This is a genomic window from Lysinibacillus sp. NPDC093210 (genome assembly GCF_044753985.1).
GTDB lineage: Bacteria > Bacillota > Bacilli > Bacillales_A > Planococcaceae > Lysinibacillus.
The window spans coordinates 416,744-432,453 of sequence record NZ_JBIVOE010000003.1; the positions used below are offsets into that span (position 1 = coordinate 416,744).

General features: G+C 38.1%; 13 protein-coding genes. 2 read left to right on the plus strand and 11 right to left on the minus strand.

Going from position 1 to position 15,710, the window contains the following annotated elements:
• Positions 1–66: 66 nt before the first annotated feature.
• From grpE to ACIP9C_RS11280, 4 genes are all read right to left on the minus strand, one after another.
• Positions 67–633, minus strand: a complete 567-nt coding sequence (gene grpE, locus ACIP9C_RS11265) for a nucleotide exchange factor GrpE (protein ID WP_401010578.1) — start codon at positions 631–633, stop codon at positions 67–69.
• Positions 634–650: 17 nt separating this feature from the next.
• Positions 651–1,679, minus strand: coding sequence for a heat-inducible transcriptional repressor HrcA (hrcA, locus tag ACIP9C_RS11270; RefSeq protein ID WP_340823604.1), 1,029 nt, complete (start codon positions 1,677–1,679; stop codon positions 651–653).
• Between the two features lie 89 nt (positions 1,680–1,768).
• Positions 1,769–2,914, minus strand: coding sequence for a radical SAM family heme chaperone HemW (gene hemW, locus ACIP9C_RS11275; protein ID WP_401010581.1), 1,146 nt, complete (start codon positions 2,912–2,914; stop codon positions 1,769–1,771).
• 309 nt (positions 2,915–3,223) lie between these two features.
• The gene (locus tag ACIP9C_RS11280; protein ID WP_401010583.1) at positions 3,224–3,625 is read right to left on the minus strand and encodes a YhfM domain-containing protein; all 402 of its coding nucleotides are present in this window, start codon (positions 3,623–3,625) and stop codon (positions 3,224–3,226) included.
• A 481-nt stretch (positions 3,626–4,106) separates the two neighbouring features.
• Between ACIP9C_RS11280 and ACIP9C_RS11285 the strand changes: the two genes are divergently transcribed.
• The gene (locus ACIP9C_RS11285) at positions 4,107–4,757 is read left to right on the plus strand and encodes a hypothetical protein (protein WP_401010585.1); all 651 of its coding nucleotides are present in this window, start codon (positions 4,107–4,109) and stop codon (positions 4,755–4,757) included.
• A gap of 177 nt (positions 4,758–4,934) precedes the next feature.
• Entirely contained in the window at positions 4,935–6,200 is a 1,266-nt protein-coding gene (rpoN, locus tag ACIP9C_RS11290) for an RNA polymerase factor sigma-54 (RefSeq protein WP_401010587.1), read from the plus strand.
• 428 nt (positions 6,201–6,628) lie between these two features.
• Here the strand turns inward: rpoN and hutH are convergent, their stop codons facing one another.
• The 7 genes from hutH to ACIP9C_RS11325 are packed head-to-tail and all read right to left on the minus strand — an operon-like array spanning position 6,629 to position 15,696.
• Complete coding sequence (gene hutH, locus ACIP9C_RS11295; RefSeq protein ID WP_401010589.1) at positions 6,629–8,134, minus strand: histidine ammonia-lyase; 1,506 nt, start codon at positions 8,132–8,134, stop codon at positions 6,629–6,631.
• Positions 8,135–8,172: 38 nt separating this feature from the next.
• Positions 8,173–9,489, minus strand: coding sequence for a Na+/H+ antiporter family protein (locus tag ACIP9C_RS11300; protein ID WP_401010591.1), 1,317 nt, complete (start codon positions 9,487–9,489; stop codon positions 8,173–8,175).
• Between the two features lie 20 nt (positions 9,490–9,509).
• Positions 9,510–10,679: a hypothetical protein gene (locus ACIP9C_RS11305; RefSeq protein ID WP_401010593.1), complete on the minus strand. Its 1,170-nt coding sequence runs from the start codon at positions 10,677–10,679 to the stop codon at positions 9,510–9,512.
• 12 nt (positions 10,680–10,691) lie between these two features.
• Positions 10,692–11,870 (minus strand): M20 metallopeptidase family protein, encoded by a 1,179-nt coding sequence (locus ACIP9C_RS11310; RefSeq protein ID WP_401010595.1) that lies wholly within the window; start codon positions 11,868–11,870, stop codon positions 10,692–10,694.
• 16 nt (positions 11,871–11,886) lie between these two features.
• Positions 11,887–13,050: a M20/M25/M40 family metallo-hydrolase gene (locus ACIP9C_RS11315; protein ID WP_401010597.1), complete on the minus strand. Its 1,164-nt coding sequence runs from the start codon at positions 13,048–13,050 to the stop codon at positions 11,887–11,889.
• A gap of 15 nt (positions 13,051–13,065) precedes the next feature.
• Positions 13,066–14,331 (minus strand): imidazolonepropionase, encoded by a 1,266-nt coding sequence (hutI, locus tag ACIP9C_RS11320; RefSeq protein ID WP_401010599.1) that lies wholly within the window; start codon positions 14,329–14,331, stop codon positions 13,066–13,068.
• A 12-nt stretch (positions 14,332–14,343) separates the two neighbouring features.
• The gene (locus ACIP9C_RS11325; protein ID WP_401010601.1) at positions 14,344–15,696 is read right to left on the minus strand and encodes a YjiH family protein; all 1,353 of its coding nucleotides are present in this window, start codon (positions 15,694–15,696) and stop codon (positions 14,344–14,346) included.
• Positions 15,697–15,710: the final 14 nt, after the last annotated feature.

A 15,710-nucleotide genomic window follows, 5' to 3' on the forward strand; every position in this document is an offset into this window, starting at 1 on the left:
CCTCCTATTATTAAAACGCAAAGCTGCGTTAATTAACTAAAATATTTTTTCTTAATGATACTTTGACTATTCGTTTACAGATACCATCGTTGGGCGTAATACGCGATCCTTTAAAATATACCCTTTTTGCAACTCACGTAATACTACACCTTGTTCCTTTTCACTATCTTGTTCTTGCATTACAGCTTGATGGACGTTTGGATCAAACTGCTCCCCTTCTGCTTTAATAACTTGCAAGCCTTCTTTTTCAGTTGCTTCCAATAGTGAGCGGTAGACCATTTCGATGCCCTTTACGATTGATGTTGCTTCATCAGAAGTTGGTTCAATTTGCAAAGCACGTTCAAAATTATCTAATACCGGCAGTAAATCCGATAATAGGTTTTGTGCACGATATTTTTCGGCAGCCTCACGATCAAGCTGTGAACGACGACGTAAATTATCAAAGTCTGCACGCAAACGTAGGTGACGATTTTCCTCATCATCTAGCTTCGCTTGCAACTCTGCCAGCTTTGCTTCATACTGCTCTTCCACTGTTAGTTCTACTTCTTGCGTTTCAGTTTGTTCTACAGTTGACTCGTTTTCGGCTTGTACATTTTCTTGTACAAGGTCTTTGTTTTCAGTTGTTTCAGTCACTTAAATCCTCCTCATTATCAATCACTACGATTCTTCGTAAAGGCTTGGGATAAATCCAAGCGCATTACTTCAAGCAAAGCAACCACACGCTTGTAATCCATGCGTGTTGGACCAATAATTGCAATGGCTCCTTGTTGATCTTCACCTATTGAATAAGTCGTTGTTATGACACTACAGTTTTCCATTTCTAACTGCTTATTTTCCGAGCCAATACGAATATGAATACCCGATTCGTTCGGATGGAAGAGCGACTGCACTTGGCTAGTCGTTTCCATTAAGTCCAGAATCATTCGGACCTTATTTAAATCGTGGAATTCCGGCTGGTTGAACATATTTGTCTTGCCACCGTAGAAAATTTTACTTTCCGAATTTTGCATTGTAGCCGAAACGAGCGAATGGATAAAATCATCCGCAGATCGCACATGTTGTTGTAAAATGGCGAGTATTTCAATTTCCAACTTTTTATGGATTTCATCTAATGAAACACCAACTAAGCGCTCATTTAAGATGTTAACCATTTTTTCTAGTTCAGCAGCGGTAAAATTAGGTGGTAAACTAAACATGCGATTCTCAACATGACCGTTATTCGTTACGATAATCGCTACTGCAGCATCACTTGAAAGTGGCACAATAGAAAAACGTTTTACTCGATGTCTTTGGACATCTGGTCCTAAAAGAATCGATGTATACGATGTCAGCTCAGATAAAATATTGGCTGACTTTCGGATAATGTGCTCTACTTCTACTAGACGTTCATTGAATATCGATTGAATCTGCTGAATATCCCGTGAATTAATGCCCTGTGGATTCAACAAATGATCTACATAAAATCTATACCCCTTTTCCGAAGGCACTCGACCAGAGGAAGTATGTGTTTTTTCTAAAAAACCTAATTCCTCTAAATCCGCCATTTCGTTTCTAATAGTGGCTGGACTAAATGTAATCTCATGTTTTTTTGAGATTTGGCGAGAACCTACCGGCTGTGCAGACATAATAAAATCGTCTACGATTACTTGCAATATCTGTAATTGCCGATTTGTTAGCATGATTATCACCTCTGTTAGCACTCAACTAAGAGGAGTGCTAATACTATTAATAAGTTATCAAATCCCACATTTTCTGTCAACGATATCGCTCAATCTTCTAGTAAAAATTGTTGAAAAACTTCATTTCCGACAAAACGCCCCTTGCGCGTAAGACGAATGCCCACTGTATCATGCTTTAAAAGACCTTCTGAAACTAGTTTATCAATAACTTGTCCATAGCGGTTCATCATCGGCTCCTTAAATCTTTCTTCATATATAGCGTGTGCAATCCCTTCCGTTTTACGCAGTCCTAAAAACATTTGCTCTTCTCGCTGTTCCGTTTCCGTCACGACATGCTCCTGCATAATCGGCAAATCCCCTGCACTTACAGCATCCATATATTTTTTTAAAGGGCCGTGATTTGAATAACGTATACCATTTATATAGCCATGTGCACCTGCACCAAAACCCGCATATTCATCATTTTCCCAATATATTTTATTATGGGTAGAAGCAAAATCAGTTTTAGCAAAATTGCTAATTTCATATTGCAAAAGACCATGTGATTGCATTTCTTGCATAAGCACCTCGTACATATCCGCTTCTAAATCTTCTGTCGGCAAGCTCAGCTTCCCTTTTGCATACTGATTATAAAAAATCGTTTTTGGTTCCACTATAAGGGAGTACGCTGAAAAATGCGGTAGGTCTAGTGCAAACGCTTTTTCAAGGGAATCCTTCCATTGCTCCATTGTTTGACCTGGCAAGCCGTACATTAAATCGATACTTATATTTTTAAAACCAACCTTTTTTGCGAGTGCAATTGTGTCATAGACATGTGCATTGCTATGTGTGCGGCCAATTTTTTTTAATAATTCTTGATTGAACGATTGCACTCCCATACTTAAACGATTGACGCCCCCATCAAACAAGGCATGCATCTTTGCCTCTGATAACTCATCAGGATTCGCCTCTGATGTAAATTCTGTCACACTGTCCATCGGAATATACGTGCGAATCAGTTTGAGCAATCTTGTCAGTTGTTCTGGAGATAGAGCAGTAGGTGTGCCACCTCCCAGAAAAATTGTTTCAATTTGTTTAAAACTATGCGGATATTTTTCAGTAGCAAGCGCCATCTCCTGGCCAAGTGTTTCTATATATTCATCTACAGGTTGATTTTTAAAGTAAAACTTGTTGAAATCGCAATAGTTGCAGATTTGATGACAAAAAGGAATATGAATGTAAACACCTCGTGCCATAGCTATCCCTTCTTTCTCGTTGAGTTTTTCCATTTCCCCATTATAAACAAACGTTATGGAGAACGCCATGAATCCATCCAGATACATGAACGAACTGTAAAAACTAGTTGGTATTTAGTTGATAATTAAATACCACAACTAATAAAAACAATTTTTAATATGGAAAGAACCCAACAATGAAATATAAATAGAAGTTAAAATTAATTGAAAAGTCAGTTGAACAATGTGTCGAAAATTTATTTTTTCAACAGTTGAAATGTTTAGCAAAGCTTAAGTAAAGACCACTTGACAAAAGGTCTCTAACAAATATTATTTAAGTAAATCAATTAATTGTTCAGTTATTTCTTCTGAAATGGAATAAGTAGTGTGTGTGTCATTCACCTTCATTAAGGTGCTTTTCTGTCCTTTTTCCCCTATCCATAGATGATACCCCTGCTTATTTCCGTCTGTATAACGGACTTTCAAATCAAATTCAGGTTCTACCATATCCGCTATTCCTTCTCTCCTCACAGCGCTTGCGATGGCATTGTTAAATATATCGAGACTTTCCTTATCTTTATATACAGTAAAAAAATCAGCATTCACTTTACCGAACCCACTTGATTTAGAGATACTGACCTTTGAAATATTTACACTTTCATTTGATTGACATGCAATAACAATGACCGACAGGATACATAATGATAAAACACATAATATAAATTTTTTCATATACACTCCCTTATTCCCATTATTTTACTATCAATTTTATACGAAACAAACCTTTTTTACATTTATAAGTATTACTTTTTTATTCATAACATCAAAATTGACCAAATTTATCGAACAGCGTAAAATATAAATAGATTATTTCACCTATTCTGACATTTCCGGAGGGGTTTTAATAGATTAGTACCTTTAAACCTGGGGAACTTGTAAAATTTATGATGATTTAATCACTATTTTGTCTTTCTAAATTCTCATCATATCTTCAATTCTCCATGCTCCTTGTTCTATAGCACTTTCATTTCCCCCCTCTTCTGTCCAACTAATAAATCCTGATATCAAACCAATATAGAATTTAATATTTTCAAGTCCAAGTGTATATAGCCTGTTAATATTGTTGCGAAGTGAGTAACGTATACACAACTCAATAGGTGAATTTTTCCTTATATCAGCATATGGATACATCTAGCAAAAGGAGGATGAAAGCATGAAACTTCTTATGTGTAGTATGATTGCTCTTGCTTTTATTGGTGTAATTAATGTGTTTAGCATATCAACGTCCGCTGCTGAGCTTGCTTTATCACAAGTACAAAAAGAAAAATACTACCAGCAATATTTGAATGATTTACAGGACTTACAAAGTCAGTATATAGGACAAGAAGTTTTAAATGTCACTGTTGCAAACTATGAATATTTTGAAGAATACGGATGGATTGAGCCAGCACAATTCAAAACATTTTTAAATGAAGTGATGACAAGTAAAATTGTCGTGTCAGATGATGCGCATTCAAGTAGTCTTGCACGAAAAATTGTCACAAGTATTACAAAATCATTTAATGTAACAAATACAACTGGCCATATTATCGGACGAATCAATGCAATAGTTACGCCACAATCAGCATACGATAGTGACCGTGATGGAATGGTACTTACAAGTCCAGGGACAATTACAACTGCTAAAGGTTGGGGGGCGGGTTCTTGGAGCCAAACACATGCGGGCGTGTCGCATTGGCCTCAAGGTCAGCCATATACTTATTTCGGCTATAGTATTGCTGGCTACTACACTTACCAAGGTGTCGTTATCCCATTTACGACTAATTTTACGGTAAGCATCTCCAAAAACGGTGCATTATTTTAAATGAGCATTATTTTACAGGACGGCATTATGCCGTTCTTTTTTATGTAAATTAATCTTCTATAAAAATCTTTGTCTACAAGTAAAAATAGCAAAAACTAGTATATAGTTGATATTTTTCTGAAAATTCACTTAGTTATATGATATGATAATAAAAAGTGATAGACAGGAGGAATCATAATGGACCCTAGTTTAAAGTTACAGCAGCAACAGAAAGTGATGATGACACCTCAATTACAGCAGTCTATTGAATTACTACAATACAATGCCTATGAATTAGAGCAGTTTCTTAATGAACAACAATTAGAAAATCCATTCATTGACCTACAATCACCTACCTTTCAGGAGAGAGTTTATAGTACTCCCCATAACTCATCTTCATCAATGCCAAACGAACTCTATACAAAAATGGCAGAACCAAACTATCGTGAAGAGTTATTACAATTAGCTACTCTCACTTTTGTAGGTGATGATTTACGACTTACCCAAACCGTAATTAAACACTTAGACAACAAAGGATATTCGCCCTTACAGCTTGGCAACCTTTCTGTACAACAGCATGATCGTGCCATTCAATTATTACAGCAAATTGGACCTCCCGGAGTAGGAGCACGTAATTTGCAAGAATGTCTTTTGTTGCAAATTGAAGAGAAAGACCACGATTTGCAACAGCTTATCCAGAACGGTTTACTGCTATTAGCTGAACGGAAATTCCTAGCTCTACAGAAATCGCTTCAGCTTTCAAAGGAACAATTGTCAGATTGTATTAATCGGCTACAACAACTAACACCCATACCATGTACGATGAGCCAAGAGAATGATACGTTGTATGTAACACCTGACATTATCGTTTTTATGGAAGACGGAACATTACATTTCAGCTTAAATGATGGCTCACTGCCGACAGTTCAACTCAATGATAGCTATAAAAACATCGCTTCTTTTTTACCTAACTCTGAGCAAAAATATGTAAAACAACATTTTAAGCAATATAACTGGCTTATACATAGCTTACAGCAACGGCGACAAACAATTATTCAAATAATGTCCGTAGTTTTAGAGTATCAGCAAGCATTTTTTGTTCAAGGTCTATCTTCTTTAAAACCACTTACTTTACAAGATGTCGCAACGCAAATTGATATGCATGTATCCACTGTAAGTCGAGCAATTCGCAATAAACAGATTCAAACGCCTGTTGGAACCTATTTGTGGAAAGATTTATTTTCTTCAAAAATAGACAACACGCAGGCGCAACATTCTCAAACGTCCATTTTGGAAATGATTAAAAATATTATTACAGCAGAAAATAAACAAAAGCCATTATCCGATCAAAAGATTGCTGAAATATTAGCGAGCTCCTATCAAATTCATATTGCAAGACGCACTATTAGCAAGTATCGCGAGGAACTAGGCATACAAGCAGCCAGCAAACGAAAGGAATTATAATGGACTACTTTAAACGGTATATTCAAAGTCTTTGGGAACGAATGAGAGAGTACGAGAACGAAAAACGTTCCCTTACTCTCCTTTTTTCAATGACGCATAATTTCTCGGTGAGGCTTATCGAAGGTAGCATTTAAAATTGTGAAAATATCGAATAACTTCTAACTGAGGAATTTCCCTTCAAATATAAGAAGCTTTTAAAAGAACAAAATTTCAATAATGAGTATTAGAAAAAAAGGTTATTTAGAAATACTTTTGGCACTGATAATTTTGCTAACTATCATCTTCATTCTAGATATTGCTACACAAATCGTATTAATAATTGTTGGCGTTATTGTTCTATTTAATATAATTATATTTGAACTATTTATATTCTTTAGGTGTCTCCGCTAAATCCTAAGTGCCAGTCACCCAAACAATTCAAACAATTTTTACCCAATTGCTAAAATATCATTACTATTCAATAAATAGTTTGCCAGTGCCTCTGTTTCTTCCCCAATCGCTTTATCTCCTCTTAAAGGTGGACAGAACGACCGTACTATTTCTAAATATTTACGTGTTGTTGGTGCTAATTGCTGCTCTGCTCGTTCCAAATAAATCGCTTGGGAAGCAGCAATTAATTCAATCGCAAGCACACGTGCACTATTATGCACAATCTGTCGCGCTTGCCTTGCCGCAGTTGTGCCCATACTCACATGATCCTCCTGATTCCCAGAGGTAGGAATGGAATCGACGCTTGAAGGATGCGCCAATACTTTGTTCTCTGAAACGAGTGAAGCCGCAACATATTGTACAACCATCAATCCACATTCAAGGCCTGGATCAGTTGCTAAAAATGGCGATAGCCCACTTAATTGAGGGTTTACTAAACGTTCCGTTCTTCGCTCAGAAATATTAGCCCACTCGGCTACTCCTACCTTTAAAAAATCCATTGCAAGTGCAATCGGCTGACCGTGGAAATGTCCACCAGATAACACCTCACCATTTTCTAACACAATCGGGTTATCTGTCGTCGCATTTATTTCCGTCTGTAGACGCTGCTGGACATAATCAAAACATTGCCAAGATGCACCGTGAACTTGTGGCACACAACGTATCGAATAGGCATCTTGCATACGAACCGCACCTTGCGTCGTTATCCTTTGACTGCCATTTAGCCACTTTCGAATTCGATCACCAACCATAGCAATTTCAGCATGAGGACGCACTGCCAATAAATCAGCATCAAATGCGGAAATAATACCCTGTAACGCTTCCATTGTTAAACAGGCTGCCATATCTGCTACATAGCCAAGACGTTCCGCTTCATTAATTGTCATTACCCCTATGCCTGTCATCGCCTGTGTCCCATTGATCAACGCAAGTCCTTCTTTCGCTTGCAGTCGGACAGCTGTTAACCCTACTTTTGTCAATGCTTCCTGTCCTGACATAACGTGTCCATTTAATTCTGCCTTGCCTTCACCAATTAACACTAATGCAATATGAGACAGTGGTGCTAAATCACCACTAGCTCCTACAGACCCTTGGGATGGCACAATCGGATGAACCTTGTTATTGATCAAATCCACTAATAATTGAAGTGTTTCTTGCCGAATGCCCGAGTATCCTTTTGCTAAAGCATTGGCACGTAAAACCATCATCGAACGTACAATGGCCGTATCCAATGGCACCCCAACGCCAACCGCGTCGGCGCGTAACAAATTCAATTGCAATAATTCATTATCCTTTTCGGCAATTTGGACATCACTTAGTTTCCCGAATCCTGTATTTACTCCATAAATAGTATGTCCATCCGTTAATCTTTTTTCAATTCTCGCACGACTTGCTAGCACTCTTTCTAAAGCTCTCGGTGCAATGGCAACTTGGGCATACCCCTTCGCTATTTGGTCAATTTGTGTTGTCGTTAATGTATGACCGTCCAACTGAATAACTTCCATTTAAAACTCCACCCCTTTAATTGTTACGTATCTTCCTTCTATAAAACCATTGCTGCGACAATGCCAAATATAAATAAAGGGATATTATAATGTAGGAATGTCGGTACACACGTATCCCAAATATGATTATGTTGTCCATCTGCATTTAATCCTGATGTCGGACCTAATGTACTATCAGATGCTGGAGAACCCGCATCCCCTAAAGCACCTGCTGTTCCAATAAGCGCAGCGGTTGCAAGCGCACTAAACCCGACTGTCGCGCACAACGGCACGAACACTACAGCTAAAATTGGAATCGTCCCAAAAGATGTTCCAATCCCCATCGTTACAAGTAAACCGATAAATAATAAGAGGATAGCCGTAATAAGTTTACTTTGCCCTGTCATACCAGTCATTGCTTCCACAAGCTCCGTAATGGCATTTGTTTCTTTTAAAATCGTTGCATAGCCTGAGGCAATTAGCATAATAAAGGCAATAACCCCCATAAGTTTGACGCCATTTTGGACCACTTCTTCACTATCTTTAATAAAGACGACACGGCCAACAAACATAATGATAATGCCTGATAGCGCGCCTAAAACAAGTGAGCTTAATGATAATTGAATGCCAAGTGCCACAAAAATTGCGACGATTGCTATCCATCCTTTAGCATCCAAAGTAGCCTTTTTATTTTCTTTCTTTGCTTGCTCATAATCTTTGATATCTTCTTCAAGCTGTTGATATACTCGAGGCTTTCGATAAGAAAAAAAGACAGCAATCGCTAATCCAACGAACATGCCAATGGCGGGAATGGCCATCGCTTTCGGTAATTGACTTTGCACAATTGCCATGCCATTCGCTGTCATTTCATTGGCGATAATCCCTTGGAATATTAATCCATAACCAACAGGAATCCATAAATAGGGCATTTTCAAGCCAAAAGTTAGGGCAGATGCCAATGCACGACGATCCATTTTTAATTGATTAAAGAAAAATAAAAGTGGCGGTATTAATATTGGAATAAAGGCAATATGTACGGGAATCAGTGTACCTGATAAACACGCAATAATTGCCAATGCAAAAATTAAAATGTATTTATTCGGTTTTTCAAGCGATAGTAATTTTTGAATCAAAATGTTTGCTAAGCCTGAATGGGCAATTAAAGCCGCAAAAATGCCTAACAATATATAACTTAATGCCGTTTCAGACTGTCCGCCCATACCACCAATAAAAATAGAAATGGTTTCAGTAAGCGATAAATCAGCAACAAGCCCTGCGACAATTGCCGCGATTAATAAAGCAAATAACACGTGTATACCACATAAACTTAAAATGGATAACACAATGACTGAGATTAAAACAGGATTATCTAACATCTACATCCCCACTGTCTGTTTTATATTGTTTTAATCAAAATACTTGCAATAATAACACTTCCCAAAGTTACAGTTGTAAATCCTCCTACTAGCATTGGCGTAATTATTTCATTGAAGATCCGTTGCTGTTCCTCTTCCGTTTTGCCAATACTCCTACTTACTTCCTCACATACAATGTAATCACCGGGGAAACCAAATGTAGATGTTAATGCAACTGGAATCCCTAGAAATGGATTGACTTTTAATAATTTTGATCCTAATAATCCCCCTAATAGAATGCCAAGTACTCCTACGAAAAGAATCGTTAAGACAGCAGGCAACTTATCCATAAACATCTCAAATGTAATGTCATTCATCATCCCAATAATGATGAAGATAATGCCCGCCATCCCAACTGTAAAACTATTAGACTTTTCCATAACACGTTCTGGATAAAATTTCACTAAGCGTCCAATAATGCCGATTGCCAACGCCCATAAGCTATACGGAATGCCTGTATATTTGGCTAATCCAACCGCAATAGCACCACCAATAAACAACATAAATAGAAGGACTAATGGCGTTTGATATTTTTTAGGTACTAATAATTTGTCATCATGTTCTTGATTAAACGTTGCACCACCCGAGGCAACAAAGGCACCGCTTGTCATTTGCTCGTTAATCGCAGTCGCATGTTTGCGTAACAATAAATTAGCTAGCGGAATACCAATTAACGACTGTAAAGCCATAATTAATGCAGGGATTGTGAGTAAACTGACAAACCCTAATTCTTTTATGCCCTCTGACGTAATTAACACCGCAATAATGCCCCCATTTAAAGGTCCTGTTCCTGCAACCGCTGTTTGATAATCAAAAAATAGTGTCACAATCGTTAAAATAAAAAGCGAAGCAAAGCACATGCCCATTATGGCAATTAATACTGCCCGCCATTGCGAGCGAATCATACGTAACGGAATTAAAGTGCCCATATGAACTAAAATCGGAGCCGTTCCTAATAGTGCGCCCACTGTTAAAAATGTCGAATTTTCAAGCAAATCTTTCGGAAATATTCCAAGCCAAAGTAATACCAAATAGCCCATCATGGCTACAAAAAGCATGGGCACTCTCGCTTTACTACTAACGGAAATGATTTCTCCTAGCGCAACAAGCCCTAAAATAATCATCGCTGCAATTACAGGTTCTTGGACCATCGTATCTCCCCTTTAACTATTCAGTGTTAAAGCTGTATGAACGAAAAGTTGTAAACCAATGGCTAATGCATCTTCATTCACTGCAAATTTAGGGTGATGGTGCGGATAATTAAATGTTTCATCGTCAAAAGCCGCACCGATTCCAATAAATACCCCAGGCACTTTTGTTAAAAAAGCTGAGAAATCTTCTCCACCCATAAATGGCTCAATGTGTAAAACCGTATCTGGTTCAAAATGTTGTCGGATTATTTCTTCCACTAATGCCGTTGTTTGCACATCATTAACAACAGACGAGTAACCATCGTTATATGACAATTTATAATCTGCACCATGTGCCGCAACAACGTGTTTCACTTGCTGTTCTATTTGTTGTGCAATCACCTCTCTCACTTGCTGCGAGAATGTACGCACACTGCCACCCATTGCTACGCGCTCTGGAATAATATTTTTAGCACTACCTGCATAAAACTCCGTAACCGCAAGTACTGCTCGCTCTTTTGCATCAACTTTCTGCGCTACAATTTGATGTAATACATTTGTAATTTGCGACCCTATTAAAATCGGATTAATAGAATCTTGAGGCTGAGAAGAGTGCCCTCCCTTTCCGATTATTTCTAAGTCAAATGTATCTGAATTGGCTGTAAAAGGTCCTGCACAAATGGCAATTTTGCCTGTTGGAAGCATAGAAAATAAATGCAACCCGATAATCCGGTCTACACCGTCAACCACACCAGCTGCCACCATTTCTTTTGCGCCACCAGGAAAGAGTTCTTCTGCATGTTGAAAGATAAAACGAATTTCGCCTTTAATGACATGCTGCAACGTCGATAAAATTTTTGCAGCGCCTAACAACATAGCGGTATGTCCATCATGTCCACAAGCGTGCATGACACCAGCTACTTTAGAAGCGAACGGTAAATCCGTTTCTTCTTGAATTGGTAAGGCATCCATATCAGCTCTAAAAGCTAGACAATCCCCAGGTAAATGTCCTTTTAAAACAGCTAATACACTAGTCTTCGTCGGTCTCGTCACGATTAAATTTCCAAAAGAGATTAACTGCTTGTAAACGAAATCCGCGGTTGCATATTCCTCATACGACAGTTCCGGATTTTCATGTAAATATCTTCTCCACTGTAAAATTTGCGGTACCACCTGTTCTATCTCTTTCGCTACATTTAAAGTGCTTGACATTTAATACTCTCCTCCTTTAATTTTTATGGCGCTCATACCACTGCTCAATTAATGCCGCTGTTAACCTACCAGTATTGACTAAGTTTTCTATACTAATATTCTCTCTAAAAGAGTGAATATTCTGAAATCCATTTCCGAGCGTAATACACGTCAATCCATGTTCATTTAATACATTCGTATCTGCGCCACCCAATGTTTTCGTTAAGTAGGATGAAACACAAATATTATCAGCCGCTTTTTTTACAGTTTTAACGAGATCATCTTCCTCAGAAATATTAAATCCAAGATACTTTTCTTCAATGCGAACCTCAACAGTGCCTTGATATTTCTGTGCTGCTCTTTCCATCGCCAGTCTCATCTGTTTCAATTGTGCATCCAGCTTCTCCTTCGAAATACTTCTTACTTCGCCACCAAGAGTGACTGAACCTGGTATTATCGACGTAAGCTCTCCACCATTTATAATTCCTACATTAGCTAACGTTTCACTATCAATTTCTCCAAGCTCCATTGATAACAACCCTTCGGAGGCAATGACAAATGCATTATTTCCTGCATCCGCATTTAACGCTATATGAGCGGCATTACCTTTAACAGTGAACCAAATTCTGCTACTGTATGGACCTTGTAAAATGATTTGGCCAACATCCCCGCTACTATCAAATATATAACCCTTTTTACTTTTAACCTTGTTATAATCCATATATTTTGCACCTACTAAACCTGCTTGTTCATTTACAGTTAAAATGAATTCAATCGGTCCATGTGGAACAGCGCTTTCATTAATGGCACGCATCGCTTCGATATAAGAAGCCAGCGCAGCTCGATCATCCGCCCCTAAAATCGTCGTACCATCTGAATAAATAATCCCATCCTTGATGATAGGCTTGAGGAATTCCGTTGGTAACACCGTGTCCATATGCGTAGAAAAGAATAAAGGTGGAATGGTATCATCTGTTCCTGGATGCCAAGCAATTAGATTTCCAACTTCACCATTAAATTGTTCATGTGCTTCATCAAATGTTAATTGAAAGCCTAGCTTCGGTAACTCTTCCTTTAAGTACGCCGCTACTAGACTTTCCTTGCTACTTGGACCATTTATTTGAGCCATTTCTAAAAACAATTGCACTAACTTATCCTCATCTACATGTGACGCCGCTTTCGATGCAAATTCAATTGTCATTACTAGTTCTCCCTTCTAACTGAATGTACTTTCCATTGCCCATGACCCTTCACTGATGACGACTTGCCCTCTTTTGATAACCGTATCAACAATATTCGTCCCAAGTTCATATGCCACATGCTTATAATTTGGGACATCCCATATTTGAATATCTGCCATTTTGCCAATTTCTAACGTCCCTCTATCTGTAAGATTTAGAGCCTTTGCAGCCATTTTTGTCGCCGCCTTAATGGCTTCCTCTACTGAAAATTGATAAAGTCTACATGCTAAATTAATAACAAAGGACATAGAAGTTGTATAACAAGCAGGGCACATATCTGTTGCTAGCGCTATTTGCATACCATTATCCAGCATTTTCCGAGCATCAAACGGTTTGTTATGGGCAACGGCAAAATCTAATGCAGGCATTAATACACCTACTACTCCAGCTTTCGCTAGTTGTACCATTACGGACTCAGGTGTGTAATTGAGATGGTCAATAGAAATCATTTTCATACGTGCAGCTAAATCTGATCCACCGATATACGAATAGGCATCCGCATGAATTTTTGGTAATAATCCATGTGCTAAGCCCGCTTGTAAAATACGTTCGGATTCAAGGTCAGTAAAATAGCCTTCATCACACCAAACATCACAAAACTCTGCTAAATTATGTTGAGCGACTTGGGGAATCATAACTTCAATAATTTCATTCACATACTGTTCCTTAGTTAAATGATCTGGAATCCCATGCGCACCTAAAAATGTATTAACCACATCAATGGCTGTCTGGTTGTTTAAACGTCGACCTACACGTAAAATTTTCAGCTCACTTTCTGGTGTTAAACCGTAGCCACTTTTACTCTCTACTGTTGTTGTCCCATATTTGAGCATCGTCATTATTCGTTTTTTTGCTTGTTTAAAAAGCTCTTCCTCAGAGGTATCTCGCGTAAGTTCGATTGTTCGATTGGGTCCTGTCGTTATAGCAAGCTTTTTTAAATTATCTGCAATATTACCAGTGAGTTTTGCAGCATACTCCTCTACTCGACTACCATGAAACACGAGATGTGTATGCGCATCAATATAGCCAGGAGCCACTACTTTGCCACTTGCGTCAATACTGTTATGGTTATCTACTACATAACGTTGTCCAAGTTCTTGATGGCTACAAATATCGATAATCTTTTGCCCTTCAATAACAATTGCTTGATCGGTTAAAACCTGAAAATCTTGCATATTGTCACCTGTACAAGGTAATATTTGTGCTGCATTTTTTATAATCATATTCGGTCTTTTTAACACACGACCACTCCTTTACAATAGTAAATAGGCGATAGGCGTAACAATAATTAGCGTTAAAACTGTTCGTACAAACCATACCGCAATCATTTTGCCTAAAGAAATGGGAATTTCCGTTGATAGAATACAAGGTATTAATGCAGAGAAGAAGAGAATAGCAGATATCGATAACGTTCCAACAATAAATCGTGTTTCTATAGCACTATCAACAGCTACAAGTGAAGGTAAAAACATATCGATTAAATTAATGACGGCCGCTTTTGCCACAATTAATGGCTCAGCTATTTGCAGTAAATAAGTAATAGGTACAAACAAATAAGCTGCATAATCAAATATAGGTGTGTTATTGACAAGCCATAAACCGATTAAGCCGATTGACATGATTGTTGGTAGTATCCCCATTGCCATCACCAAGCCATCTTTCACATTGTCCTTCATACTTTGCCACAGATTCGGTGCATTATCAGCCGTCTGTAACGCCTCTCTCCATGCACTTTGTAAGCGCTTCTCCTTTACAATTTTCTCCACATCCCCATCCATCTGGTTGTAATAGTCCGTACTCATATTACGAATTGGCCAAATCCGAACACTAATGGCCGTTACTATAAAGGTCACGAGAAAGGTCACCCAAAAATAAAGATTCCAAATATCCATTAAACCAAGTGTTTTTGCAACAACAATCATAAAGGTAACTGAAACTGTCGAAAATCCTGTAGCTATAATGACCGCTTCTTTTGTTGTATACTTTCCTTCCTTATAAATGCGGTTCGTAATTAATAAACCGATGGAATAGCTCCCTACAAAAGAGGCAACTGCATCAATAGCAGATCGACCAGGCGTTTTCCAAATTGGTCGCATAATCGGCTGCACTAAAATACCGATAAACTCCAGCAAGCCATAACCGACCAACATAGCTAGAAATATGGCACCAATTGGAACTAAAACACCGATTGGCGTAAGTAGTGAGTTGTACCAATAGGGTCCCATATCTGCAGCTAACAGCCAGCTCGGACCAATTTTGAAAACAACTAAAATGGAAGCAATAGCCCCCATTATTTTCAATGTAGAAATGACTAGTTCGACAACCGATCGATTCCACGTTTTTTTATAAAAAGGGTAAACGGCGCCAGCAACAACAATGACTAAAATATAGTAAACAATAACTGACGAAAACTGCGTCCGGATAAAGGTTACTAAATGATCGAGCGGTATTGTCTTCTTACCATTTAAGGTAATAGAGATAAAGAACATGAAAATGCCTAACAAGCTAAAAGCAAAAAATTTGTAGATGGCTGATTTCTTATAATTAGGAGCTACGTCAACTAAAAGATTATCAAAATCCACAGGTGTCATATCTGCTTTTTTCATGTACATTCCTCCTT